This is a genomic window from Caecibacteroides pullorum (genome assembly GCF_019239235.1).
In the GTDB taxonomy this organism is placed as follows: Bacteria; Bacteroidota; Bacteroidia; order Bacteroidales; family Bacteroidaceae; genus Bacteroides; species Bacteroides pullorum.
The window spans coordinates 26,829-49,584 of record NZ_JAAZTS010000005.1 but is presented as its reverse complement, the minus strand read 5'-3'; the positions used below and the strand labels follow the sequence as shown (position 1 = coordinate 49,584).

The window sequence follows — 22,756 nt, the reverse complement described above, 5'->3', positions numbered from 1 at the left end:
GTTTTGCTTGATTAACTTTATGAGATAGTTTTAGATTTTATAATTTAAATATTGTTTTGACAATGAAGAAGGCTGTTTTATTGTTATTATTGTGGTGCGTATTAGGAATTTCAGTGTACGCCCAAAAAAGTTTTGTTTTGAAATCTCCTGGGGGAAATTTATCTACAACAATTGTGGCTGGTGAACAATTGACATACGATGTCGTTTGTAACGGTCGCCAGATAATGGCTCCATCAAATATTTCCATGACTTTGGATAATGGAACGGTGTGGGGCACTGGTGTTCGTATTCAAAAAAGTCGGCGTAAGAGTGTGGACGAAACGGTGTTTTCTCCATTCTATCGCGCTGCTCAAATTAGAGATCATTATAATGAATTGGTTTTATTCTTTAAAGGACATTATCGAGTCGAATTTAGAGCATATGATGATGGGATTGCCTATCGCTTTGTAAGCGATGTGGAAAAGCCTTTTAATATTGTTTCGGAACAATCTGATTTTAATTTTCCTTTTGATGCGGTAGCTTCAGTTCCATATGTCAGAAATTGGAATGAAGATACCCCTGACGCTCAGTTCTTTAATTCATTTGAAAATGAATATACAACTACATCTTTATCTAAGTTGCATAAACAAAGGCTGATGTTTTTGCCTGTAGTTGTGAATGTAGGCGAAGGTATGAAGATGTGTATAACAGAAACTCATTTGGAAAATTATCCAGGACTTTATTTGTCTGCTTCCCAGGGAAGTAATCGGTTGAGTGCGGTTTTTGCTCCTTATCCAAAGCAGTTAAAACAAGGCGGGCATAATCAGCTTCAGATGTTGGTAACTGAACGGGAAAATTATATAGCCAAAGTTGAGAAAGCGCGTACGTTCCCTTGGCGTATAGCTATTGTTTCTACTTCGGATAAGGATTTGGCCGCTTCCAATCTGAGTTATCTGTTGGCCGCTCCTTCACGTGTCGACGATACTTCGTGGATTAAGCCGGGTAAAGTAGCATGGGAATGGTGGAATGATTGGAATTTGGAAGGAGTTGATTTCGTGACGGGAGTAAACAATGAAACCTATAAGGCTTATATTGATTTTGCGGCATCTAAAGGGATAGAATATGTTATTTTGGATGAAGGATGGGCCGTAAATTTGAAAGCGGATTTGATGCAGGTTGTCAAGGATATTAATTTACGCGAATTGGTGGATTATGCCAAGCAGCGTAATGTAGGCATTATTCTTTGGGCTGGATATTATGCTTTTGATCGTGATATGGAAAACATATGCCGTCATTATTCAGAAATGGGAATAAAAGGCTTTAAGGTTGATTTTATGGATCGCGACGATCAGATTATAACCGACTTTAATTATCGTGCAGCTGCGATGTGTGCTAAATATAAGTTGGTTCTTGATTTACATGGGACGTCTAAACCGGCAGGCTTGAATCGAACTTATCCTAATGTGCTCAATTTTGAAGGTGTAAATGGATTGGAACAATTAAAGTGGAATCCAGTATCTTATGATCAAGTAAAATATGATGTTATGCTTCCCTTTATTCGTCAAGTTGCTGGACCTATGGATTACACTCAAGGAGCTATGCGTAATGCAGCTAAGGGACATTATTATCCTTGCTATTCTGAACCGATGAGCCAAGGTACGCGTTGTCGTCAATTGGCGTTGTATGTAGTGCTGGAGTCTCCGTTGAATATGCTTTGTGATGCTCCTAGCAATTATATGCGCGAGCCAGAATCTACAGATTTTATAGCACAAATTCCTACTGTATGGGATGAAACGAGAGTTTTGGAAGGTAAGATGGGCGAATATATTGTGACTGCTCGTCGTAAGGGAGATGTTTGGTATGTAGGTGGAATTACCGATTGGAATACCCGTGAGTTGACTATTGATTTGTCTTTTTTGCCTGAAGGCAAATATCAGCTTGAACAATTTTGCGATGGAGTGAATGCTCATCGTAAAGGAACGGATTATCGTAAACAAGTTGGTGAGTTATCTTTCGATAGAAAGATTCAAATAAAAATGTATCCAGGTGGTGGATATGTAGCTAAAATCCAGAAGAAGTAGATTTGATAAGATTGAAAAAATCGAAAAACTTAGGGGCGTGTCGGAATGATATTATTTATGTATCAAATTTAGACGCTGCCCCTGTTTTTTATGAAAACTGTTTATATGAAATGAAGTAATATCCGCTGACCCTTGATCTGGTTTACTGAATATCCCCATGTAAACCGGCGCAATTCAAGCATAAAAAAAAGAGCTACTTTTGTGTAACTCTCTGATTTTAAGTGATCCGCTTGGGGCTCGAACCCAAGACCCCAACATTAAAAGTGTTGTGCTCTACCTGCTGAGCTAGCGAATCAAACCTTATTGCTGTTAAGCGGGTGCAAAGATAGTCATTCCTTTTTAAATAGCAAATATTATTAGCGTTTTTATTTTATTCCTTTGGTTGATATTTATTCATGTGTTTGATTTTTAGAGCTTTCTGTATGTTCGATTTTCTCCCGATCGATAATAAATCTTTGGTAATAAGAAAGCATAAGTGTGGTTAACGGTAGCGCTATAATCATGCCTAACATTCCCATCAGTGAACCCCATATGGAAAGTGAAAGCAGGATGATAGCCGGGTTTAGCCCTGTTATCTTACCCATTACACGTGGTACAATGAAACCGTCTTGAATGGCTTGTACAACAGCAAATACGGCAAGGGCTGCTGCTAAAATGATCCAAAAGTTTCCTCCTGTATCGGCTGCTTTCAAGATAGCTAATATAATGGTTGGGATAAAACCGATAATCTGTAAATAAGGGACAAGGTTAAGAAGACCTATGAATAGCCCCAGGCCGATAGCCAAAGGGAAATCAATGATGAGGAAACCGATGCTGAATAAAATGCCTACACATAATGCGACAAATGCCTGACCGCGAAAGTATTTGTTCATGCCTTCTTTTACATCGTTCATAATGCCTGTCAGGAAGGGACGGTATTTTGCCGGAAGTAAACGTGGCCAACCTTCGGAAATACTTTCATAATCTAACAATATGAATACGATGTAGAGTAAGATAATGAATATCGTGAATACTCCATATATAAGGTTGATGGATTCTGTGACCAATGACCATAAAGGAGGTACAGCTTCTTTCAACATATTCAGTAGGTTTTTTTCTTGAAAAAGTTGTTTGAGTAATGCCGGGTCTATGTTTTCTCGTAGAAAATCTGATAGACTACGTGGTACATTGCTACCATAGCTGCTGTCTGTAAAATAGGCCATCAGCAGATCTTTGACTCGACTGAACTCTTGGACCATTGGGGGAACCAACAGATAAAAAGCTGCTGTCCCTATGGCAGCTAATAAAAGGAGAGCGCAAAATATAGAAAGAGCCCTGTTCCTTAATTTCAACCGATGTTGAAAGAATGTTACTAACGGATAAATCAAATAAGCGGCCAACCATGCGATGAAAAAGGGTAGTAGTACGCTGCTAAGCCTTTTCAAAAGCATCAGAATGGCAATGACAACGCCGCAAATGATAGCGCCGCGTATAAAGCTGTCGAAAGTGATTTTCTTACGTTCCATAATGCGCGAATTTGGTTTTTCATTTCTTGCTGTCTTCTTGGATTGCCTTCAAATAGCATGTGCGGCATAGGGGCTCATATTGAGCCGTTTCTCCGAGAAGCACTTGCTTGTCATTTTTTACTGTGCGATGAGAGAAGGAGGCCAGTTGTCCACATTTGACACAAATGGCATGTACTTTCGTCACCTCATCGGCTATGGCGCATAGGCCGGGCATGGGGCCGAACGGGATGCCACGGAAGTCCATGTCGAGGCCTGCGATAATGACTCGAATACCATTATTGGCCAGTTGGTTGCAGACGTCTATCAGGCCATTGTCAAAGAATTGGGCTTCGTCTATACCGACTACGTCAATTTCAGAAGCAAAAAGCAGGATAGTGCCTGATGAATCAATGGGAGTTGAAGCAATGGAATTGCTGTCGTGTGACACAACTTCGGCCTCTGAATAGCGTGTATCGATGGCTGGTTTAAATATTTCGACCCGTTGTTTGGCAAACTTCGCTCGTTTCAGTCGTCGGATAAGTTCCTCTGTCTTACCTGAAAACATTGATCCACAGATGACTTCTATCCGTCCACGTCTGCTGGTTTCCTGTATATGATCTTCTGAAAAAACGTTCATCCCTTTGTTGTTATAATCCGTACAAAAGTAATCATTTTGTTCGCTTCCTCGTGTTTTTTCATTATTTATTTCTACATTTGTACCATTAATAAGTATGCAACGAAGGATATGCAGAAACTGTTAGATGATATAAGGACAGAAATGGATGTCCTGAAAGGGAGTATCGGACGCATGGAACAGCGTTTGGACGAATTGCAGAATAAATTTGCGGAATTGAATAAATTGCTGCAGACTGGAACAAGGTCCCAGACTCCCGAAGCCGTCGTAAGGCAGGAAATCGTAGAAGAGAGAGAACCGATACCTACCAGGCAGGAAGTGAAAATCACGGAACCTTCTTCTGCTCTTGTACACGTGTCTGAAGAGCAGCCCTCTCCGTCGGCCATATTGGGCGAACGGATAAAACCTGCGACTGACTTGCGCCATGCTGTCAGCCTGAACGATTCGTTCCGTTTTACTCGTGAATTGTTTGGCGGAGATGCTGCACGGATGAATCGGGTATTTACGGAATTGAATGCAGCCGTTTCCTTTGAGGAAGCCATAGCTTTGTTTCAAAAAGAAGTACCTGTTGAAGAGGAGAACGAAGCTGTAGTGGATTTTGTTGAACTTTTGCGTAAGTATTTCAATTGAACGGATTATGGGAAAACTATACATTGTCCCCACACCGGTAGGTAATCTGGAAGATATGACTTTCAGAGCTATTCGTATATTGAAAGAGGCTGATCTCATTCTGGCAGAGGACACGCGTACATCCGGCATTTTGCTGAAGCATTTTGAAATAAAGAATGCTATGCAATCTCATCATAAGTTCAATGAACATAAAACGGTTGAAAGTGTTGTTAATCGTATAAAGGGAGGTGAAACGGTAGCGTTGATATCAGATGCTGGTACGCCGGGTATATCCGATCCTGGTTTTTTGGTGGCACGCGAATGTGCGAGGAATGGAGTAGAAGTGGAATGCTTGCCGGGGGCTACAGCTTTTGTGCCGGCTTTGGTCGCATCTGGGTTACCGTGTGACCGATTTTGCTTTGAAGGCTTTTTGCCCCAGAAAAAAGGACGTATGACGCGTCTGAAAGTATTGGCCGAAGAGTCGCGAACGATGGTGTTTTATGAATCGCCTTATCGTTTGGTAAAGACCTTGACGCAATTTGCCGAATGTTTTGGAACAGAACGGCAAGCTTCTGTTTCAAGAGAAATTTCAAAGGTGCATGAAGAAACCGTACGTGGTACCTTGAGTGATTTAGTTGCCCATTTTACGGCCAATGAACCTCGTGGCGAAATAGTAATAGTGATAGCAGGAATAGACAAAGAATAAAAACCAACTTTAAACGTTAAAACAAAGCGTATGAAAAAATTAGCTTTTTTGGTAGTATGTGCGGCCGTTGTGGCTTCATGCGACAATTTTACAGGTGAGAGCAAAGACCAGTTAAGGGCCGAGAATGATTCTTTGAAAGTTGTATTGGGCCAGCGTGATGCTGAGTTAGACGAGATGATGGGTACATTCAATGATATTTCTGAAGGTTTCCGGCAGATTAATGCTGCTGAAAATCGGGTGGACCTGCAGCGTGGTTCGGTCGCAGAAGGTTCGTTGAGTGCTCGTCAGCAGATGGCTTCTGATATAGAATTCATCCGCAAACAGATGGAAGAAAACAAGCAGCAGATTGAGAAACTGCAACAAATGCTAAAGAGTAGCAAGACAAACTCGGCACAACTGAAGCGTGCAGTTGAACAATTGACACAGGATTTAGCTGATAAAGCTCAGCGGATTGAGGAATTGCAGGCAGAGCTGGCATCAAAGAATATCCGTATTCAGGAACTGGATGCAGCTGTTACCGACCTGACTACACAGAAGGAGCAGCTTACTGCAGAAAACGAAGCCAAAGCCAAGACCGTTTCCCAACAGGACAAGGCGTTGAATACAGCCTGGTTTGTTTTCGGAACCAAGAAGGAACTGAAAGACCAGAATATTCTCAAGAAAGGTGAAGTGCTTCAGGATGCCGAAGTCAACAAGGACTATTTTACAGAAGTCGATATCCGTACGACCAAGGAAATCAAGTTGTATTCCAAGTCGGCTGACATTTTGACTAACCATCCTGCCGGTTCCTATGCATTCGAGAAAGATGATAAGAACCAGCTTACACTGAAGATTACCAATCCGCAAGAGTTCTGGAGTGTTTCCAAATATCTTGTGATCCAGGTGAAATAAGCTGTAGATAATAAATCGATAGTGATGTAAACGCAGGCTTTTGCAGAGAGGTTTGAGAAATATTCTCAGTAACCCTCAGCATAGGTCTGCGTTTTTTTGCAGTTTCTTTAGAGAGTCTTAATCTTTCTCCTATGTCCCGTAGATATAAAAACATCTTTTTCGATTTGGATGATACGTTGTGGGCTTTCTCAGAAAATGCCTATGATACGTTTCAGGAAATGTATCACAAGTATGCGTATGACCGTTTTTTCTCTTCCTTCGACCACTTCTATCAGCTTTATCAGAAGCGGAACGTAGAGTTGTGGGAAGAGTATGGACAGGGAAAGATCACAAAAGATGAACTGAATCGCCAGCGCTTTCTCTATCCGCTGGAGCAGGTAGGATGGGGGGACGCAGAACTGGCCAAACGTTTTTCGGATGATTTCTTCTCGGTGATTCCTACAAAAGCAAAGCTGATGCCTCATGCTCGTGAAGTGCTCGACTATTTGTCAGGACGTTACAATCTTTATATTCTGTCAAACGGCTTTCAGGAGTTACAATGCCATAAGATGCGTTCAGCGGGTATCGACGGCTATTTCCGGAAAGTAGTCTTGTCTGATGATATCGGTGTCTTGAAGCCTCATGCTCCGATATTTCATTTCGCTTTGTCGGCTACTCAGTCGTATCTGGAAGATTCGTTGATGGTAGGCGATAATTGGGAAAATGACGTTGCCGGAGCCTATGGCGTGGGTATGCATCAGGCGTTTTTTGATGTGGAAGGGCGGAGTGAATTACCTTTTAAGCCGACTTATCACATCAAGGATTTGAAGGAATTGCTTACATTTTTATGATAGGGCTGTTGTTGCTCGATTTTGTTTAGACTATTTGTTAATAACTGATATTATGGATACAATTTTACCTTTTGCACTTTTGTGCCTGACTTCTTTCTTTACGTTGACCAATCCATTGGGCACCATGCCTGTGTTTCTGACCATGACGCAGGGAATGACCGATAAGGAGAGGCACAGCGTGGTTACCCGTGCCACGTTGACTGCCTTTATCATTATCATGGTCTTTACTTTTGCCGGACAGTTCCTTTTCTGGTTCTTTGGCATTTCCACCAACGGTTTCCGCATAGCGGGTGGAGTTATTATTTTTAAGATCGGTTTCGACATGCTGCAAGCACGCTATACGCCGATGAAGCTGAAGGACGAAGAGATCAAAACGTATGCGAACGATATTTCTATCACACCTTTGGGCATTCCGATGCTTTGCGGTCCGGGAGCCATTGCCAATGCTATTGTCCTGATGCAGGATGCCGATACCATTGAGTTGAAAAGCGTCCTGATCGGTTCCATCGCTTTTATATATTTGCTGACCTACTTTATTCTCCGTGCTTCCACCCGCTTGGTTAATGTGCTGGGAGAGACGGGTAACAATGTCATGATGCGTCTCATGGGCCTTATCCTGATGGTGATAGCCGTGGAATGTTTTGTAGGCGGAATGAAGCCTATCTTGGTGGATATCCTGAAAACAGGAATGGTCGACCTGCAATAGGGTAGCTTCTGTGCATTTGTTGGTGCGCAAGGCTTTTTATTTCTGTAGCTGAGGGCAACTGCCTGCATGTGGCGGCTGCCAGAAGTACCGGTCGTCGTTGACGGAGAAGTTCCTCGGGTTCCGTTGCTTGCTGTCGCAGCCGGTGGGTTGCAGGAAGATGTAGTTGATGAGGTTCTCATAGTCGCTTTCCGTGTTGAACCCGTAGCGCGTCCAGCTTTCCAGGTAGAACAGGTTCTTGGCCATGTACTCGTACAGATACTCTTCCGTCGTGGTCTTCTTTTCGTTGTTCCAGTTAGCCTCTTCGTTCACCCGGACGGGCTGGCCGCTCCTGAGGCGTGCGCGCACTTCCTGTATGCTCAGTAGGTTGCCCTGTTCGTCGGTCACCCAGGCGTTGTTCGTGGGGTCTATCCAGAGCCACTTGCCGAGGGTGGACGAATAGACGGCGTTGATGACGTGGCAGTCGTTGATGTATCTCTTCGGCATGCAGGTGATGACGCGCGAAGGGATGCCCATCGACAGGTAGCACTCGTTCAGCACCGTGGCCAGTCCGCGGCAGTTCAGGCCCCGGCTGCCGTCCTTGCAGGCCTCGGCAAAGTTGATGGAGTTGTTTCCGCCTGTCGGATTGCCGTTCTGCCCGTCGTGGCGTATCTTGTCGTGGATATAGGTCAGGATGTGTTTGATGGTGGCCAGTTCGTCGCCCGCCACGGCCACGCTGTCCAGCCGGAAATAGTTACGGACGCGCTTCAGGTCGGGCTCGTCGGCCTGCGCATAGGCAATTCGGGGCAGGCTGTCGGCTGGCTGCGTGCGGGTGTATTCCGGCGCATTTTGCAGGATATAAAGGTAATCGGTGGTCTCTTTCAGTCGCTTCAGGGCGGGTTGCAATTCAGGTGCATCCAGAATGTCTTTCAGGTCCTCATCATTGACTACCCTGTTGTAGCTGACTTCCATCTTATTGCTGTTCAGGGCTTTGAACAGGTTGCTGACGGCTTCTTGCTTTTTCCCTTGTATTGCCTGGACGCTGGCCATGGTGTAGTAGCTGGAATATTTGAAATAGGCATAGCCTTCGGCCAGTTGCGACGCATGTGCGTCGTAGAGGTCGATAACCTTTTGGCAGAGGGCTTCGGTAGCCGGATAGTCCTTCCCGGTATATGCGTTGAGAAGCTGTGTGTTCAGCGAGTCGGCAGAGGCCAGAAACTTCCGTTCGGCATCGGTTTGTGCCGACAGGCTTGCCGGGATGACTAGGGCCAACAGCAGATTCAGCAGGATTGTTTTCAGTCTTTTCATTGTGTGTTCTGTTTAAAAAGTAGTTGTCAATAGGTTGTTCAGTCTACAAATGTAGGATTAATTATTCAATACCACTCTATTATTGTCGAATATTCTTTTCCAGCACTTTCCGAATAATTTCTTTCACTTCCTCTTTGCTTTTAATGGCAGCCGGGTGGGCGTGAAAAACATTGTATTCGTCAATGGCAGCCTCCATGGGTATTTCTGCGCCGGGTTGTGTTGCTTGGAAGAATATGGTCAGACGGCGTTTGATTTCAGGTTCAAACTCTTTGGTTATAAGGCCTTCAATACCCCATGCAGCAACATGGTCGTAGAGGGGTGCATAGTAGATAAGCCCATCGGCCACATCCTGCCAACACTTGTTCTTTACATTAATCGTAGTACCTCCGATGAGACCGTTGTAAGCAGTTTCTCCGTATGGCGTGTTTTTCAAATCAATAGCGAACGGGCGGCATTCCATCAGTTCAAAGGCTGCATCCCAATGTCCTTCACCCGTCATCGGGAAATTACTTCCGTCAAACAGGTTGTAATCAAACCAATTCAGTATCACGATTCTGACTTTTTCTTCTCCAAAGATTTTCTTCATCCACCATCCCTGTGTTCCATAAACCGTATTTTTCTTTTTGAGAATCATCGAATAGTTGATGGCATGCGGCTGACTGGTTATCACCAATGCCTTGCGCTTACCGTTCAAGGGTGTCTGGCGGGCAAACATTTCCGAAATATGGGCAGCCATTAAACTGTCGCGATAGTTCACTGTACGAGATTCCCAGAATTTCTTGTAGTCTTCTACAGTACGAATCTCATCCCATGAGAACTCTCGGTCGGTTAGTCCGAGCTTAATTTTCCTTGAAGAAGTACGGTTTATTTCATATATACCTTTCAGGAATTTAACGCGGTTGTATTTCTCCCAAATTGGATAGAAGGTCTCCGACTTTCTATAATAGGCATACAGGCTGTCCATGAAAGCCGCCTCCGTTGGATAACTGCCTTGCAGCAGGCGGTTTACATCATCGTTCATGTTGTACGAGCCAACTTCGGTATAGACGTATCCCACTTGCTCAACAAAACGAGGATCGGCCAGGATGTCGTGAATCAGGTCGTATTGTACCGTGTCGCGGTGGTCACGCTCACCCAGCACTACTATATCCGATTTCTCAAACAGTTTGAATATGTATTCTTTGGGAGACATTCCCTTTTCAGCTGCGCATGTACGCAACGCCTCGATAGAGGGTGTCTGTGCCTTTAATGCAATGGCTGTAAAAGCACTGAAAATAAAAAACAATAACTTCCTCATATATAAAATATAAAATTATTTATTCAAGATCATTCTTGGATTTTAGACAAGATCTACATACGGCTCTTCTGGCTATCGCCGGCTCCGGTTCCTTTGTATTTGCTCTTGGTTGCATTGAACTTGTATCGTACTGTCATACCAAAACTACGGCGCGATTCCGGCTCATATATCATAATGCGGTTACCGCTGTACAACAGTATGTCCGAAGATGAAGTATTGAAAATGTCGTTAGCTTGCAGTTGCACGGCCAGTTTACCATCCAAGAATCCTTTATATAATGAAAGGTTTACCGAACTTCCCGGCTTGATTGTACGGTAGGTGATGTCTTCACCTCGTGTTGAAGTCTCCAGATCTATACTGAACTGGAAATCTTTGCGGAAGCTGAATGTATTATTCCATTGGAAGTAACCGATAGGATTATTAAGATTTTTTGGACCGTCCGGTGTGTCCATCACAAGCCATTGCTGGCTGTACATGGCTGTGAACTGCGGTGACCATATACCTATAGTAGGAGATGCGGATAAAGTGGCATTCAGCTTGTCCATTTTAGGGACATTGGTATGAGTGAACAGAGAGATGGAAGGATCTTCATCCGAATATGACTGGCTTATCTGTGTCTGCATATCCTTGATGTGGCTGTAATTCATACTGAAATAGAGCCATTTCCATGAAGTGTTGAACGACAACGTATTTAGTATGGAAGAACGCAGAAACGGATTTCCACTCTCGTATGTATATTTGTTGGCGTATATTATAGAACTTGACAGTTTGTTGTAGCTTGGTCGTTCTATATTACCTGAATAACTCAGCATCATCTGGACTTTACCAATAGGATATGATACGGATATTGAAGGAAATACATTGTCGTATGTACGGCTTTGCTCATCCATTCTTTTGCCGAACTCATAGTAGTCGGAACCCAGATGCTCGTATCTCACACCAGCCTGAGCTTGCAACTGGCCGAAACTGCGTGCGTACATGGCAAATGCAGATATGGCATTTTCCCTGATTCTATTCTCGTTGTCAGGGATAATATTCTCATCGTTTGCGTATCTGTCTATACGGTTGCTGTAGGTGTATTCACTACCGATGGAGAAACTACCACCCCATAATGGATGATCCATTATCAGTTTGGCGGCGTAAAGTTCATTACTACTATTCCCTAACGTATGGATAATGCGATTGTCTTCAGTATTGTCCGGTTTCTTGACATTTTCTTCTGAAACAGTTGGATTATTGTTATCTATCCACATTCCATCCACATTAAAATCCACTTTCCAGTCATTGAAACTTCCATTATAGTAGGCATTCACAGTATGACTGTTGTTTGTGGTTAATGAATGTAGTTTACTTTTGCTTTCTTCTTCAAGTAGATTATCCACATGAATGGAAGAGTTCATATACGCTCGCATCTCAATTTTAGGACTTCTGCTAAAATCATACCTTACCCCCATCACATGATTTTCATTGAACTGATAATTCAAGGAAAGCATGGCAGAAAGGTACTGGCTATGAGTCGGATTTTTCATATCTGAATTTTGTGTCCAGACTTTATCCAGGTATGTTTTCTGTGTAATAATCTTGTTGTTTTCGAACTTGTAGTCGCTTCCTAATAGCATTCCTCCGAGGTCGAAACCTCCCTTGCGGTAATTGAAGTTGAACTGGTCGAGCAAAGCAAGGTCATATTGGTATCCCAAATATGTACGGTTGTTGAAACCGAATCCTTCTCCCTGTGGTTTTTTGGTTATTATACGCACTACAGCCTTCACTGAAGCATCATATCTGGCACCAGGATTGCGGAGGACCTCTACGCTTTTAATATTTTCGGACGACAGTTGGTCAAGCTCAGAGCTGTTTCTCATTTTTCTTCCGTTGATATAGATTTCAGCCTTTCCGCTTCCGAATACGTTAACCGAGCCATTGTTTGCCGATAAGCCAGGTATCTTATCGAGCAGGTCATTTCCCGTTCCTGCTTTTTCAAGCACACTTCCTGTCACAGTCGTCACCATAGCATCGCCTTTTACACGTGTTTTCGGCAAATCGGCTTTCACCACCACTTCACCCAGCATCTGTGCATCAGTCGTCAGTTGTATCACCCCCATGTCGGCTGGTTGTGCCGCTCTGTAAAGGGTGTTATATCCTATGGAGGAGATACGGACCAACTGCTTCTCTGCCGTAGTGGAAAGGCTGAATGTTCCGTCTTCGGTGCTGACGGTACCCGTTACAAAAGTGGAATCGGGGAGAGATAGTAGAACTACGTTGGCGTATGGCAACGGTTGGTTTTGCTCGTCCACCAGTTTTCCACTGATGGTTTGTGCTGAGATGCTGATAGGAATAAATGTACTGATAAATACTGATAAGAGAGTTTTCATTATATAGTAGTTTTTAATGGATAGTTCATGTGGGATGTCATTTTATTGTTTAACCGTAGGAGCAAAAAGAAAGGACACAGCCTAAACTTTTCACTTATTGGCTTTAGTAGGTTCTGGTAAAACCTTGGGTCCACAATAAGGAAAAGCAGCCTGTGCCCTTATGCAGGGTACAAACTGACTTTTCAACTTATTATTTGGGACCAAGTTCAATTTACCAGATTTACTAAAGCCAAATAATACGTTTACAAGTTGCTTGTAATATGTCTTTTTATTCTACTTTCTGTTTCTTATTATCTCTTTTTCGTTAGAATTTGCACGCAAAGTAATCGATAAAAAACGAAGTATGCAAGTTTATGGAAAATCTTGTTGCTGTAATATGTTTATTTCATCTTTCGTTAGTTTGCTTATTCTTCAACAATCCACTTCTCTATCCCCCGGATTTCGTTGCTGAAGTTGACACCTATCTTATAGAGGATCCTTCCGTCGGAGGCAAAGGGGGCAGCGTAGCCTTTCTCATTGATTTGGCGGATGGCTTCTTCGGCAGTGCCGTTCAGCTTGAACTCCATGACGTAGATGTAGCGGTCGGTCTTCACTACCATGTCTATGCGGCCGTTGGACGTGCGGTATTCCGCTTGAGTGTAGAAGCCCAGCAGCTTGAAGACGATGAAGAGCACGTTCTGGTAGTGCCGTTCCAGGTCGCGTGCCAGCTCGTAGGGTGTGTCGGCAAAGAAGCTCTGGAGGCGGCGCATGAAGGCGTCGGCGTTGCCGCCTCGGACTTCCCGGACGAAGCTGCTTATCTCGAAAGAGGGGTTGCCCGAAGAAAGAGACGCATAGTTGGGCAACAGAAACTTGGTGAAACCTTCTTCTACTTCCTTGTTGGGGAAGCCCAGTTCATAGGTCCTGAATTCTTTGTCGAACCCCTTGATGGTGAGGTAGCCACTCTGGTAGAGGATGGGGACGGGATTGGTCTCCATCGTGTCGATACCGCCCAGTGAGTCGGCGGTCGCCATCTCTTCGGCCAGGCGGTGCAGGTCGTACTTGCTGCGCTGGAGCAGCTCCACGAGGAAGGTGGGCGTGCCTGTCTCGAACCAGTAGCTGCCGAACTTCATTTCGGCCAGCGTATTGAGCAGGCTGAACGGGTTGTAAATGTCTTCCGTATTTTCGGCAAAGTGGTAGCCGTCGTACCATTCTTTCAGTGTCTGTCTGGCTTCGGTTTCGTTCATTCCGTTGGCCTCGGCCAGAAGCCGGATGTCTTCCTCCAGATCGCGGTAGAGTTCGTTCTCTGTAATGCCGCAGATGTTGGCAAAACGGTTGGACAGAGAAATGTCCATCAGGTTGTTCAAGTCGCTGAACACACTGACTTTGCTGAACTTCGTCACACCCGTCAGCAGGGCGAAGCAGAGGTACTTGTCGCAGCTCTTCAGTACGCCGTAGAAGGCTTTCAGCGTGTTGCGGTAGTCGGTGAGCAGCGGTTCGTTGCCGATGGCCTGGAGCATGGGTTTGTCGTATTCGTCCACCAGCACCACGACGTTCCGTCCGGTGGTGCGACAGGCCTTCTCGATCAGCCAAGCAAAGCGCTCTTCGGGAGCACGGTCTTTCTTCTCGTCGCCATAGATGGCCTCCCAACTCTCCAAATGCTGGTTCAGGATGGCGTTCAATGAGGAAGCATCCACATATTTCCGGGCGTTCAGGTCGAGGTGCAGTACAGGGTACGTCGTCCAGTCCTTTTCCAGCTCTTCCATAGCAAGCCCCTTGAAAAGTTCCTTCTTTCCCAGGAAGTAGGCTTCCAGTGTAGAGATGAGCAGGCTCTTACCGAAGCGGCGCGGACGGCTCAGAAAGTAATATTTACCTGTCTTCACCAGTTGATAAATCAAGGCGGTCTTGTCAACATAGCAATAGCCTCCCCGTCGTATTTCTTCAAAACTCTGTATGCCTACCGGATAAATCTTGCTCATGGCTTCTCTGTGATAAATGATTGTTTTTGCAAAAATAATGAAAGGCGAGGGCAGAGACAAACGAAAAGCAAAGTTTTTCAGTTTGACTGTGCCGAGCCGCATCCTGTCTTATCCAAAAATAATAAAAGAAAGAAAGGAATAACGCGACGCGTTTATGGACGCTTTTTGTTGGCAGGCGGCCGATGGCGGCCTTTTTCTTGAGGCGATTTGTACGGATAGAGCGGATTAATCCTTATTTTTGTAGGCAGAAGCCCCGCCTGATGAACGAACGGGGCGCATCGTTGTTATAGAAACGTTATGATACTTTATTTTTCAGCAACAGGAAACAGTCGCTATGTGGCGGCTCTGCTGGCCCGGGAATTGGGCGGCCAGCCGGTGATGGATATGAGCCCGTACATGAGGCCGGGGGCGGAACGGCTGGCGGTGACGCTGGCCGGGGGCGAGCCGTTGCTCTTCGTCTTTCCCGTGCATTCGTGGGGATTGCCCAAGTATCTGGCGGATGTGCTGGCGTCGATGGACGTGCAGGGGTATGTGCCCGGTCGGAACTACGTCGGCCTGCTGGCAACCTGCGGCGATGACGCAGGCCTCCTGTACCGCATGTGGAGCGAAACGGTGAGTAGGGCAGGGCTGCAGGCCGATGCCGGTTTCACGGTGTTCATGCCCAACACGTATGTCCTCTTTCCCGGCTTCGATGTGGACCGTGCCGAGGTGCGCGACCGCAAGCTGGATGCCGTTCCGGCCGCCGTCCGGCAAGTGGCGAAGCAAATCAGTGCAGGGGTACATGGCGACTTTACCTGGAGGGGCACGTTGCCGGGGCTGAAGACGGGCGTGGTCTATCCGCTGTTCGCCCGCTTCATGACGTCGGACAAGGCGTTCCGTGCCGATGCGGAGGCCTGTATCGGTTGCGGCCGTTGCGTGGAGGCCTGTCCCGTGGGCAACATCACGCTGACGGCTGTACACCCCAAGTGTGAGGGCAAACACATGCCCGTCTGGCACGGCCGGTGTCTCAACTGCCTGGCCTGCTATCACTATTGCCCCACGCATGCCATAGCCTACGGCTCGAAAACCCGGGGCAAAGGCTACTATACCTGTCCCTGTAAATAAAAGTATGCGGACTCCGTTCTTTTTGCCTTCCTGACACGGTGCTTCGTGACCCTCTGACACAGTGCTTCGTCAGGGTATCAGGAAGTGCTTCGTGAGGGGGTGACGAAGCACTGCGTTACACCCTCATGCCGTGCTTCGTGGGAGGGCGATGAGGCTTAGTCTTCCAGACAGACGCCTACACCTTTCAGTGACTTGAGCGATACGGTGGGGTCTTGGGATAGGTACTTGCGGAGTTTGGTGATAAAGACGTCCAGGCTGCGCGAGGAGTAGAAGTCGGCCGTTTCCCATACGGCGGTCAGGAGGTCGTCGCGCCGGACCACCTGTCCTTTCCGGCGGCAGAGCATTTCGAGTATCTGCGCTTCTTTGGGCGTCAGTGTCTGTCGTTCTTCTCCGTAACAAAGCTGGTGTTGTGAGGGCAGGAAGCGATAATTGCCGATAGCATATTCTTCTTTCGTGGGAGCTTCTTCGGTTTGCGGGGCGGGGGCACTCTGTTTCATTTTCAGCACGGCCTGGATGTGGGCATTCAGCTCTTCGGGCAGGAAAGGTTTCTTGATGTAGAAGTCTGCACCCGACTGGTAGCCGTTGATGACGTCGCGTGCCGTCGTCAGTCCCGTGATGAAGATGATGGCCAGCCGGGGATGGTGTCGGCGGATGTGTTGCACCATGGTCATGCCGTCCATGACCGGCATCTCTACGTCGGACACAATCACGTCGAACGTCTTTTGCTCCAGCAGTTCCAGCCCCTCCCGGCCGTTGGGGGCGGTGGTCACTTCGTAACCGCCTATCATCTGCTCCAGGCTGCTCTTCAGGATGAAGCACAGGTTCTTGTCGTCTTCTACCAGCAATACTCGTATCATAGTTTCTTGTTTGGAGCGGGCAGCGTCAGCGTGAATTCACTGAACTTGCCCTCTATACTGTTCACCGAAACGCTTCCGCCCATGGCCGTGATGACTTTGTAGACAAAGTTCAGGCCCAGTCCGAAGCCGGACACTTTCTTCTCCTTCTTGTATTCCAGCCCGCCGCGGTCGAACTTTTCGAAGATGTGCTTCTGCTGTTTCAGCGGGATGCCCCAGCCGTTGTCCCACACCCGGATGAGGATGTGGCGGTTCTGCTCTTCGGCAGAGAGGCGGATGGTGACACGTTCGTCGGAATACTTCAGCGAATTGTCTATCAGGTTGCCGAGGGCTTCTTTCAGGTATTCGGCATCGGCCGTCACCAGCAGGGAGTCGGGGCAATGGGTTTCAAGGGTTACTTCCTTGTCGGTCTGGACCCGATACTTCTGCGTCAGCTCGTCGAACAGGGTAGGGAGGCTGACCGGTTCCTGCGCCAGCTTCAGGCGCGACTGCTCCAGCTTGGCGATGGTCAGAATCTTTTCGGACAGGCCGAGCAGGTGGGCACTCTCTTCGTGCAGGATGGCGAAGTACTGTTTCTTCAGTTCGGGGTTTCGGTCCAGCAGGCCGCTTTCCAGTGTATGCCCGGTCATGGAGATGGTGGTGATGGGCGTCTTCATGTCGTGGATCATGGCGTAGGTGAAGTCCTGCCGCAGGCGGGCTATTCGGTTCTGGCGGATGATGATGCGCACCTGATAGACGATACATCCGGCCACAAAGACCAGCAGCAGGGCGGTGGCCACAAGCAGGACGCCCATCTGCCGGAAGGCAATCCAATAAGGGTTCAGGATGGTGGCCCGCACGGCTTGGGTATGTTCCCTGTTCAGATAGACAGGATTGGTTCGGAGGGTCTTGAACGGATGGTGCCAGGCAGAAGCATCCTCTTCCTGAAGGGGAGCACCCAGGGAGTCGACCAGCTGGCATTTCACCTGGGCCTGATACCCTTCTTGTGCCAGACGGACTGTAAAGATGGAGTCGGCCAGCGGCAGGGAGATGGACGAGTGATAGACCGAGTCGGCGTAATCGTTGGCAAGTATCGTCAGATACTCGAACAGCGTTTGGTCGATTTCCCGTTGGTAGTCGAAATTCGTAGAGAAGCTGAGGGTGATGTCTTCGCCTTGGGTGTCGCTTAGCCGGTCGAGACGCGTCTTGGCCTCGTCCACAACGGCCTGCGGAAACAGACGGTTGCCCACCTGCAACAGTTCCGTCTCAATCAGCCGGTAGGTGTGGGCCAGCCACGAGCCTTGGATGGCCACGATGACAATCAGACTCAGAAAGGTGACTATTTTGATGTATTTGCCGGGCATAAGTGTCTCGATTTGTCGGCAAAGATATAACAATCTCTTAACAATCGGGCGTTTCCTAACAATAATATAAGGAAAGCGTAACGAGGCCATAACCTGCTTTCTGCCGTAAAGACCGTTACTTTGCGGCATGAAAACAAAAAGAATGAATGCTTTATGAAACAGATTGTAATTCTGACAGTAAGTTTGATTGTGGCAGCCACCCGCTTGGCTGCGCAGGAGGTAAAAGGACGTGTGGCGGATAAGGACCAACGGCCGATTGAGGGCGCAACGGTAGTCATGCAGACACCGGACTCCGTATTTGTCGATGGTGTGACGACTGATTCATTGGGATGCTTTGTGTTCCATCGGACGTTGAAACGGTATCGCCTGATTTTTCAGCATCTGCTCTACAAGAGTGTGGTGAAGGACTATGATGCGGCAGGTGATATGGGTGTGGTGACGATGGACGAACAGGATGCCTATGCCTTGGGCGAAGTGGTGGTCAGTGCTGAACGTCCCTTGGTGAAGGCAGAGAACGGCGCCCTGACCTACGACGTGGAAGCCCTGGCCAAAAAGACGACAGCAAGCAACGCTTACGAAGCCTTGACCCGCCTGCCGGGAGTATGGGAGCAGGGCGGGAGCCTTAGCCTGATTGGAGCAGGAAGCGTGACGGTAGTGTTGAACGGACGCCCTTCGTCCATGTCGGGCGAACAACTGGCCAATCTGCTGAAGAATACGCCTGTGGGCAACGTGGAGAAGGCGGAAGTGATGTATAGCGCGCCGGCCAAGTACCGTGTACGAGGGGCGGTCATCAACTTGGTGCTGAAGAATCGGAAGTCCGAGGAACCTTTCCTGCGTGGAGAAGTTGGAGCCGACTTTACTCAAGCCCGCTGCACAGGGCAGCGGCCGCATGAGCCTTTCTTTCGGAACGCGGAAGGTGACGGCGGATGTGCTCTATGCGGCCGACTATACCAGACGGCGGACGGGGTACGATTTCATCTCCCACCATACGCTGGGCGGCGTGGTACACGAGGTGGAGCAATACAACACCGGCTTGAGGAGAAAGCTGACCCATAACATCCGTACCTCTCTGGATTATCGGATAACGGAGAACGATCATCTGAACATGGCCTATACGGCAGCCGTCACTCCCAACATCAAAACGGTTGAAAACTCAACAGGCTCCTTGTCGGAGTCGTCCAATGTTCGAAAGGGAGACGAACAGATGCACAACTTCAACCTCGACTATACGGCACGTTGGGGTATGAATGTCGGGCTGGATTATACCTCTTATTCCTATCCGAGCGTACAGGAGTTCAGCAATCGGGCAGGTAATGTCGAGCAGGAGTTTTTGGCCGACAGTCGCCAGCGCATCAACCGCTGGAATGTCTATGCCGGCCAGATGCACGTCCTGCCCTTGGATTGGAGTCTGAACTACGGCATCAATTTCTCTTTTGCCCAAGAGAAAAGTGCCCAGTTATATCATGCGCAAGATGGAAATGACATGTCATCACTGAACTCGGATACGGAACTAGACGAACGGACCTACAATTTCTATGGAGGGTTGGAGAAAGCCTTTGGCGAGCGTCTTTCGTTCTCTCTGTCCGTTGCCGGGGAATATTACCGCCTGGCCGGTTACGACCGATGGGCTGCCTATCCCTCCCTGCAGTTGAACTATGTGCCGTCGGCTTCGCACATCTTCCAATTCTCTTTTTCATCAGACAAGGCTTATCCCAACTATTGGAGCATGCAGGACGCTACGAGCTACCTCAACGGCTATACCAAAGTGGTGGGAAATCCCGCCCTTCGCCCCTCGACGGACTATACCGCCGACCTGACCTATATACTAAAAAGCAAATACATCTTCAGCCTGTACTATACCCATGTAAAAGACTTGTTCGCCCAGTTGGCTTATCAAAGCCCCGACGAACTGACGATGATTTATCAGACGGTGAATTACGATTACGAACAGAACTTCGGCCTTTCGGTGATACTGCCCTTCACGGTCGGCAACATTTGGAACTCTCGCCTCACACTGAACGGCTCCTACCTCAGGGATGTTTGCAAAGACTATCATGCCATCGGCTTCGATAACTGCGTTTGGCGGGGAATCGCGATGCTGAACAATACCTTCCGCCTGTCCTCCAAGCCGGCCATCAGCCTGGAGTTGAACGGTCTGTATGTCAGTCCTTCCGTTCAGGGAAATTATGATTTGTCCTCCATTTGGAAAGTTGATGCCGGACTGAAATGGACTTCTGCCGACAAGAAAGCCGAACTTCGTCTGTCGGGCAATGACTTGTTCAACAGTGCCACCCCTAACGCCCGTGTGAACGACAGGGGGCAGCGGTTCGAGATAAACCAGCATGCTGACAGCCGTTCTTTCTCCCTGTCGTTTACCTATAAGTTCGGTGGCTACAAGGCAAAGGAACACAAGGATGTGGACACGTCGCGTTTCGGTTATTAATTTGTTGTCGGTACGGTCTTTATTAGTTCGTGAAAGATGAGTATATCCTGTGAAGTTTCATTGTAATATGCTTGTATAGAGTGCGTTACGGTGAAATTTGTGAGTTAGGAGTGAAAGGTCGCCCCTTCACAATATTGCTTTGATTGCTAAATGTTTACAGGCTTGTGAAGGCGTGAAAGCATTTTTCTAACAAAGTTTTTTCAAGAGGGTGTTTGATGAATGAAATCGTCACTACCTACTTGAGCCGCGTAAACATCTACATTAGCATTGTAAACATCTACTTTAGCGACGCAAACATCTACATTGGCGGTATGGACATAGAAATGTTGTAGATTTGTTATAGAATAAAAGAAAAAAGGAGTCAAGTCAACGACTTAACTCCTTCATTTTCACCAGTCGGGGTGACTGGATTCGAACCAGCGACCACACGCCCCCCAGACGCGTACTCTAACCGGGCTGAGCTACACCCCGAATTGCGGATGCAAAGGTACGGCTTTATTTTGAATCTGCAAATATATGGCCGACTTTTTCGCAAGAAATACAAAAATAATTCTTCGAAAGCTGCTGAAGGCAGCGTATGGAGGGGCTTTTACAACCCCATGCACTCGCGGAAGAAGTCGAACGTCTCAAAAATAGTATCTTTATCGGCCGTCTGGTTGAGGCTGATTTCACCTACATCTTTCAGCAGGGTGAAGTTGATGACGCCGGCCGTATTTTTTTTGTCATGCAGCATCAGCTCGTACAGGTGGTCGTAGTGTTTGCAGGTGAAGGGGAATGGACCGTAGTTTTCCTTGATGAACTGTATGACCTGACGCATGCGGTCTTGGGGAAAACCTGCTTGAAGATGTGAGAGATATAGCTCACAAACCAGGCCCCACGCCACGGCATAGCCATGGAGCACGGGACGGCTTTCAGCCAAGGCCAGACTTTCGAAGGCATGTCCGATGGTGTGACCCAAGTTGAGCGCTTTGCGGATACCATGCTCTTTGGGGTCTTGCTCTACAATGTCTTCCTTGACTTGTACAGAGCGGCCTACCATATTCTTCAATAGGACGTAGTCGGGCTGCTCGGTGTCGAAGGCGAGTAGCTCATCGAGGTGTTGGGGCGTACTGATGAGGCCATGTTTCAACATTTCGGCATAGCCGGAGAAGAAGTTGTGAGCGTCGAGGCTGCGCAGGAACTCTGTGTCGAGCAGTACGCAATTGGCGGGAGCGAACGCACCGATTTCGTTCTTCAGCCCGTTGAAGTTGATGCCTGTCTTTCCTCCTACCGAAGCGTCGACCATGGCCAGTAGGGTAGTGGGAATGTTGATGTAGGCGATGCCGCGCTTGAAGGTGGCAGCCGCGAAACCTCCCAGGTCGGTCACCATGCCGCCTCCCAGATTGATGAGGAGTGAGTGGCGAGTAGCGCCTTGTTGGCTCAGCGCTTGCCATACCTGAGCCAGTGTCTCCAGGGTTTTGTTCACATCTTCGGCTCCGATGACGATTTCCTGCGCCTGCCGCATGACGGGGATATCCTTGATTTGGGGTAGGCACAGGCGGTGCGTGTGTTCGTCGGTCAGGACGAAAAGCCTGTCGGGGGAACATTTTTCGATGGCTTGCGTCAGGCTGCTTTCCAGCTCTTTGCACAATATCACTTCTTGTTTGCTCATGTTGTATTTGCTTTTTTCTGCTGACAAAGATAGGATTTATCTTTGAAAGACGTATCTTTGCATTGATAATGTTGAACGAAAATTAGTAAACTTATGAATGCATTGCTTCCTGTATATTGTCGGCCTTTGGGCTATTTTATCATTGCTTTGGCGTTGTTTCTTCCCTTTCTGATGTTCCTGATGGGGCGGGTGACCGATGCCAATCTGTTGTTTTATAAAGAGTGTGCAAAGCTGTTGATGATGATGGGGGCGCTGATGATTATCTTTGCATTAAGCAAACATGAGTCGGAAGAGACGGTGAAGGTCCGCAACAAGGCTGTCCGTAATGCCATGTTCCTGACGGTACTGTATGTCTTTGGTATCATGCTTTATCGGGTGGCTCAGGGGGATGTCTTTACTGTGGATGGTTCGTCTTTTCTGATATTTCTGTTAATTAATGTCTTGTGCTTGGAATTTGGTATAAAGAAATCGTCAGTTAATCGACTATTTCGGGGAAATGGTCGATAAAATGCGAAAAAAACATCTGCTCTCAT

Annotated in this window: 19 protein-coding genes and 2 tRNA genes; 10 read left to right on the top strand and 11 right to left on the bottom strand. The window is 47.3% G+C overall.

The window, feature by feature from the left end; all coding sequences use genetic code 11:
- Positions 1-62: 62 nt before the first annotated feature.
- On the top strand, positions 63-2,060 hold the full coding sequence (locus HF894_RS05615) for a glycoside hydrolase family 97 protein (RefSeq protein WP_204971392.1): 1,998 nt from the start codon (positions 63-65) through the stop codon (positions 2,058-2,060).
- Between the two features lie 222 nt (positions 2,061-2,282).
- Here the strand turns inward: HF894_RS05615 and HF894_RS05610 are convergent.
- From HF894_RS05610 to HF894_RS05600, 3 genes are all read right to left on the bottom strand, one after another.
- Positions 2,283-2,355 (bottom strand) — tRNA-Lys (locus HF894_RS05610).
- Positions 2,356-2,449: 94 nt separating this feature from the next.
- Complete coding sequence (locus tag HF894_RS05605) at positions 2,450-3,565, bottom strand: AI-2E family transporter (RefSeq protein WP_021847867.1); 1,116 nt, start codon at positions 3,563-3,565, stop codon at positions 2,450-2,452.
- 19 nt (positions 3,566-3,584) lie between these two features.
- Positions 3,585-4,181 carry a thymidine kinase gene (locus HF894_RS05600; RefSeq protein ID WP_021847866.1) on the bottom strand — a complete coding sequence of 199 codons (597 nt, stop codon included), beginning with the start codon at positions 4,179-4,181 and terminating at the stop codon, positions 3,585-3,587.
- Between the two features lie 108 nt (positions 4,182-4,289).
- Between HF894_RS05600 and HF894_RS05595 the strand changes: the two genes are divergently transcribed.
- From HF894_RS05595 to HF894_RS05575, 5 genes are all read left to right on the top strand, one after another.
- A complete protein-coding gene (locus HF894_RS05595; RefSeq protein ID WP_204971391.1) occupies positions 4,290-4,808 on the top strand; it encodes a hypothetical protein in 519 nt (172 codons plus the stop codon).
- A 7-nt stretch (positions 4,809-4,815) separates the two neighbouring features.
- The gene (rsmI, locus tag HF894_RS05590; RefSeq protein WP_021847864.1) at positions 4,816-5,493 is read left to right on the top strand and encodes a 16S rRNA (cytidine(1402)-2'-O)-methyltransferase; all 678 of its coding nucleotides are present in this window, start codon (positions 4,816-4,818) and stop codon (positions 5,491-5,493) included.
- Between the two features lie 30 nt (positions 5,494-5,523).
- Positions 5,524-6,384: a Cbp1 family collagen-binding glycoprotein adhesin gene (locus HF894_RS05585; protein ID WP_021847863.1), complete on the top strand. Its 861-nt coding sequence runs from the start codon at positions 5,524-5,526 to the stop codon at positions 6,382-6,384.
- A gap of 131 nt (positions 6,385-6,515) precedes the next feature.
- Positions 6,516-7,214, top strand: a complete 699-nt coding sequence (locus HF894_RS05580; protein WP_204971390.1) for a YjjG family noncanonical pyrimidine nucleotidase — start codon at positions 6,516-6,518, stop codon at positions 7,212-7,214.
- Between the two features lie 52 nt (positions 7,215-7,266).
- Positions 7,267-7,920, top strand: coding sequence for a MarC family protein (locus HF894_RS05575; RefSeq protein ID WP_021847861.1), 654 nt, complete (start codon positions 7,267-7,269; stop codon positions 7,918-7,920).
- A gap of 36 nt (positions 7,921-7,956) precedes the next feature.
- Here HF894_RS05575 and HF894_RS15140 read toward each other — a convergent pair whose 3' ends face one another.
- The 4 genes from HF894_RS15140 to HF894_RS05555 all read right to left on the bottom strand — a co-directional run bounded on the left by HF894_RS15140 (position 7,957) and on the right by HF894_RS05555 (position 14,828).
- Positions 7,957-9,204, bottom strand: a complete 1,248-nt coding sequence (locus HF894_RS15140) for a transglutaminase-like domain-containing protein (protein WP_246593142.1) — start codon at positions 9,202-9,204, stop codon at positions 7,957-7,959.
- A 79-nt stretch (positions 9,205-9,283) separates the two neighbouring features.
- Complete coding sequence (locus HF894_RS05565; protein ID WP_246593141.1) at positions 9,284-10,501, bottom strand: hypothetical protein; 1,218 nt, start codon at positions 10,499-10,501, stop codon at positions 9,284-9,286.
- Positions 10,502-10,554: 53 nt separating this feature from the next.
- A complete protein-coding gene (locus tag HF894_RS05560) occupies positions 10,555-12,873 on the bottom strand; it encodes a TonB-dependent receptor domain-containing protein (protein WP_204971389.1) in 2,319 nt (772 codons plus the stop codon).
- 404 nt (positions 12,874-13,277) lie between these two features.
- Positions 13,278-14,828: an ATP-binding protein gene (locus HF894_RS05555; RefSeq protein WP_204971388.1), complete on the bottom strand. Its 1,551-nt coding sequence runs from the start codon at positions 14,826-14,828 to the stop codon at positions 13,278-13,280.
- A 297-nt stretch (positions 14,829-15,125) separates the two neighbouring features.
- On the opposite strand from HF894_RS05555, the gene HF894_RS05550 reads away from it, so the two are divergent.
- On the top strand, positions 15,126-15,932 hold the full coding sequence (locus HF894_RS05550) for an EFR1 family ferrodoxin (protein WP_204971387.1): 807 nt from the start codon (positions 15,126-15,128) through the stop codon (positions 15,930-15,932).
- A gap of 155 nt (positions 15,933-16,087) precedes the next feature.
- Here HF894_RS05550 and HF894_RS05545 read toward each other — a convergent pair whose 3' ends face one another.
- Positions 16,088-16,789 (bottom strand): response regulator transcription factor, encoded by a 702-nt coding sequence (locus HF894_RS05545; RefSeq protein ID WP_204971386.1) that lies wholly within the window; start codon positions 16,787-16,789, stop codon positions 16,088-16,090.
- Positions 16,786-18,129: a sensor histidine kinase gene (locus HF894_RS05540; RefSeq protein ID WP_204971385.1), complete on the bottom strand. Its 1,344-nt coding sequence runs from the start codon at positions 18,127-18,129 to the stop codon at positions 16,786-16,788. Before HF894_RS05540 ends, HF894_RS05545 begins: the two co-directional genes overlap by 4 nt.
- A 153-nt stretch (positions 18,130-18,282) precedes the next feature.
- On the opposite strand from HF894_RS05540, the gene HF894_RS15135 reads away from it, so the two are divergent.
- Together HF894_RS15135 and HF894_RS15130 are read left to right on the top strand one after the other, a co-directional pair.
- On the top strand, positions 18,283-19,185 hold the full coding sequence (locus HF894_RS15135) for a carboxypeptidase regulatory-like domain-containing protein (protein WP_246593140.1): 903 nt from the start codon (positions 18,283-18,285) through the stop codon (positions 19,183-19,185).
- A gap of 49 nt (positions 19,186-19,234) precedes the next feature.
- Positions 19,235-20,572 (top strand): outer membrane beta-barrel family protein, encoded by a 1,338-nt coding sequence (locus HF894_RS15130; protein WP_246593147.1) that lies wholly within the window; start codon positions 19,235-19,237, stop codon positions 20,570-20,572.
- Between the two features lie 396 nt (positions 20,573-20,968).
- Here HF894_RS15130 and HF894_RS05530 read toward each other — a convergent pair.
- Positions 20,969-21,043: transfer RNA gene (locus HF894_RS05530), tRNA-Pro, on the bottom strand.
- A gap of 118 nt (positions 21,044-21,161) precedes the next feature.
- On the bottom strand, positions 21,162-22,223 hold the full coding sequence (aroB, locus tag HF894_RS05525; RefSeq protein ID WP_204971384.1) for a 3-dehydroquinate synthase: 1,062 nt from the start codon (positions 22,221-22,223) through the stop codon (positions 21,162-21,164).
- A gap of 93 nt (positions 22,224-22,316) precedes the next feature.
- Here aroB and HF894_RS05520 point away from each other — a divergent pair, with 93 nt between their 5' ends.
- A complete protein-coding gene (locus HF894_RS05520) occupies positions 22,317-22,730 on the top strand; it encodes a hypothetical protein (RefSeq protein ID WP_204971383.1) in 414 nt (137 codons plus the stop codon).
- Positions 22,731-22,756: the final 26 nt, after the last annotated feature.

What these genes read in the sequence shown, in the direction of transcription:
- HF894_RS05550 (WP_204971387.1), top strand. Translation starts at nt 15,126, where the DNA reads ATGATACTTTATTTTTCAGCAACAGGAAACAGTCGCTATGTGGCGGCT.
- HF894_RS05580 (WP_204971390.1), top strand. Translation starts at nt 6,516, where the DNA reads ATGTCCCGTAGATATAAAAACATCTTTTTCGATTTGGATGATACGTTG.
- aroB (WP_204971384.1), bottom strand. Translation starts at nt 22,223, where the DNA reads ATGAGCAAACAAGAAGTGATATTGTGCAAAGAGCTGGAAAGCAGCCTG.
- HF894_RS05615 (WP_204971392.1), top strand. Translation starts at nt 63, where the DNA reads ATGAAGAAGGCTGTTTTATTGTTATTATTGTGGTGCGTATTAGGAATT.
- HF894_RS05520 (WP_204971383.1), top strand. Translation starts at nt 22,317, where the DNA reads ATGAATGCATTGCTTCCTGTATATTGTCGGCCTTTGGGCTATTTTATC.
- HF894_RS15135 (WP_246593140.1), top strand. Translation starts at nt 18,283, where the DNA reads ATGAAACAGATTGTAATTCTGACAGTAAGTTTGATTGTGGCAGCCACC.
- rsmI (WP_021847864.1), top strand. Translation starts at nt 4,816, where the DNA reads ATGGGAAAACTATACATTGTCCCCACACCGGTAGGTAATCTGGAAGAT.
- HF894_RS05560 (WP_204971389.1), bottom strand. Translation starts at nt 12,873, where the DNA reads ATGAAAACTCTCTTATCAGTATTTATCAGTACATTTATTCCTATCAGC.
- HF894_RS05545 (WP_204971386.1), bottom strand. Translation starts at nt 16,789, where the DNA reads ATGATACGAGTATTGCTGGTAGAAGACGACAAGAACCTGTGCTTCATC.
- HF894_RS05555 (WP_204971388.1), bottom strand. Translation starts at nt 14,828, where the DNA reads ATGAGCAAGATTTATCCGGTAGGCATACAGAGTTTTGAAGAAATACGA.
- HF894_RS05595 (WP_204971391.1), top strand. Translation starts at nt 4,290, where the DNA reads ATGCAGAAACTGTTAGATGATATAAGGACAGAAATGGATGTCCTGAAA.
- HF894_RS05585 (WP_021847863.1), top strand. Translation starts at nt 5,524, where the DNA reads ATGAAAAAATTAGCTTTTTTGGTAGTATGTGCGGCCGTTGTGGCTTCA.
- HF894_RS15130 (WP_246593147.1), top strand. Translation starts at nt 19,235, where the DNA reads ATGGCCTATACGGCAGCCGTCACTCCCAACATCAAAACGGTTGAAAAC.
- HF894_RS05565 (WP_246593141.1), bottom strand. Translation starts at nt 10,501, where the DNA reads ATGAGGAAGTTATTGTTTTTTATTTTCAGTGCTTTTACAGCCATTGCA.
- HF894_RS05600 (WP_021847866.1), bottom strand. Translation starts at nt 4,181, where the DNA reads ATGAACGTTTTTTCAGAAGATCATATACAGGAAACCAGCAGACGTGGA.
- HF894_RS05540 (WP_204971385.1), bottom strand. Translation starts at nt 18,129, where the DNA reads ATGCCCGGCAAATACATCAAAATAGTCACCTTTCTGAGTCTGATTGTC.
- HF894_RS15140 (WP_246593142.1), bottom strand. Translation starts at nt 9,204, where the DNA reads ATGAAAAGACTGAAAACAATCCTGCTGAATCTGCTGTTGGCCCTAGTC.
- HF894_RS05575 (WP_021847861.1), top strand. Translation starts at nt 7,267, where the DNA reads ATGGATACAATTTTACCTTTTGCACTTTTGTGCCTGACTTCTTTCTTT.
- HF894_RS05605 (WP_021847867.1), bottom strand. Translation starts at nt 3,565, where the DNA reads ATGGAACGTAAGAAAATCACTTTCGACAGCTTTATACGCGGCGCTATC.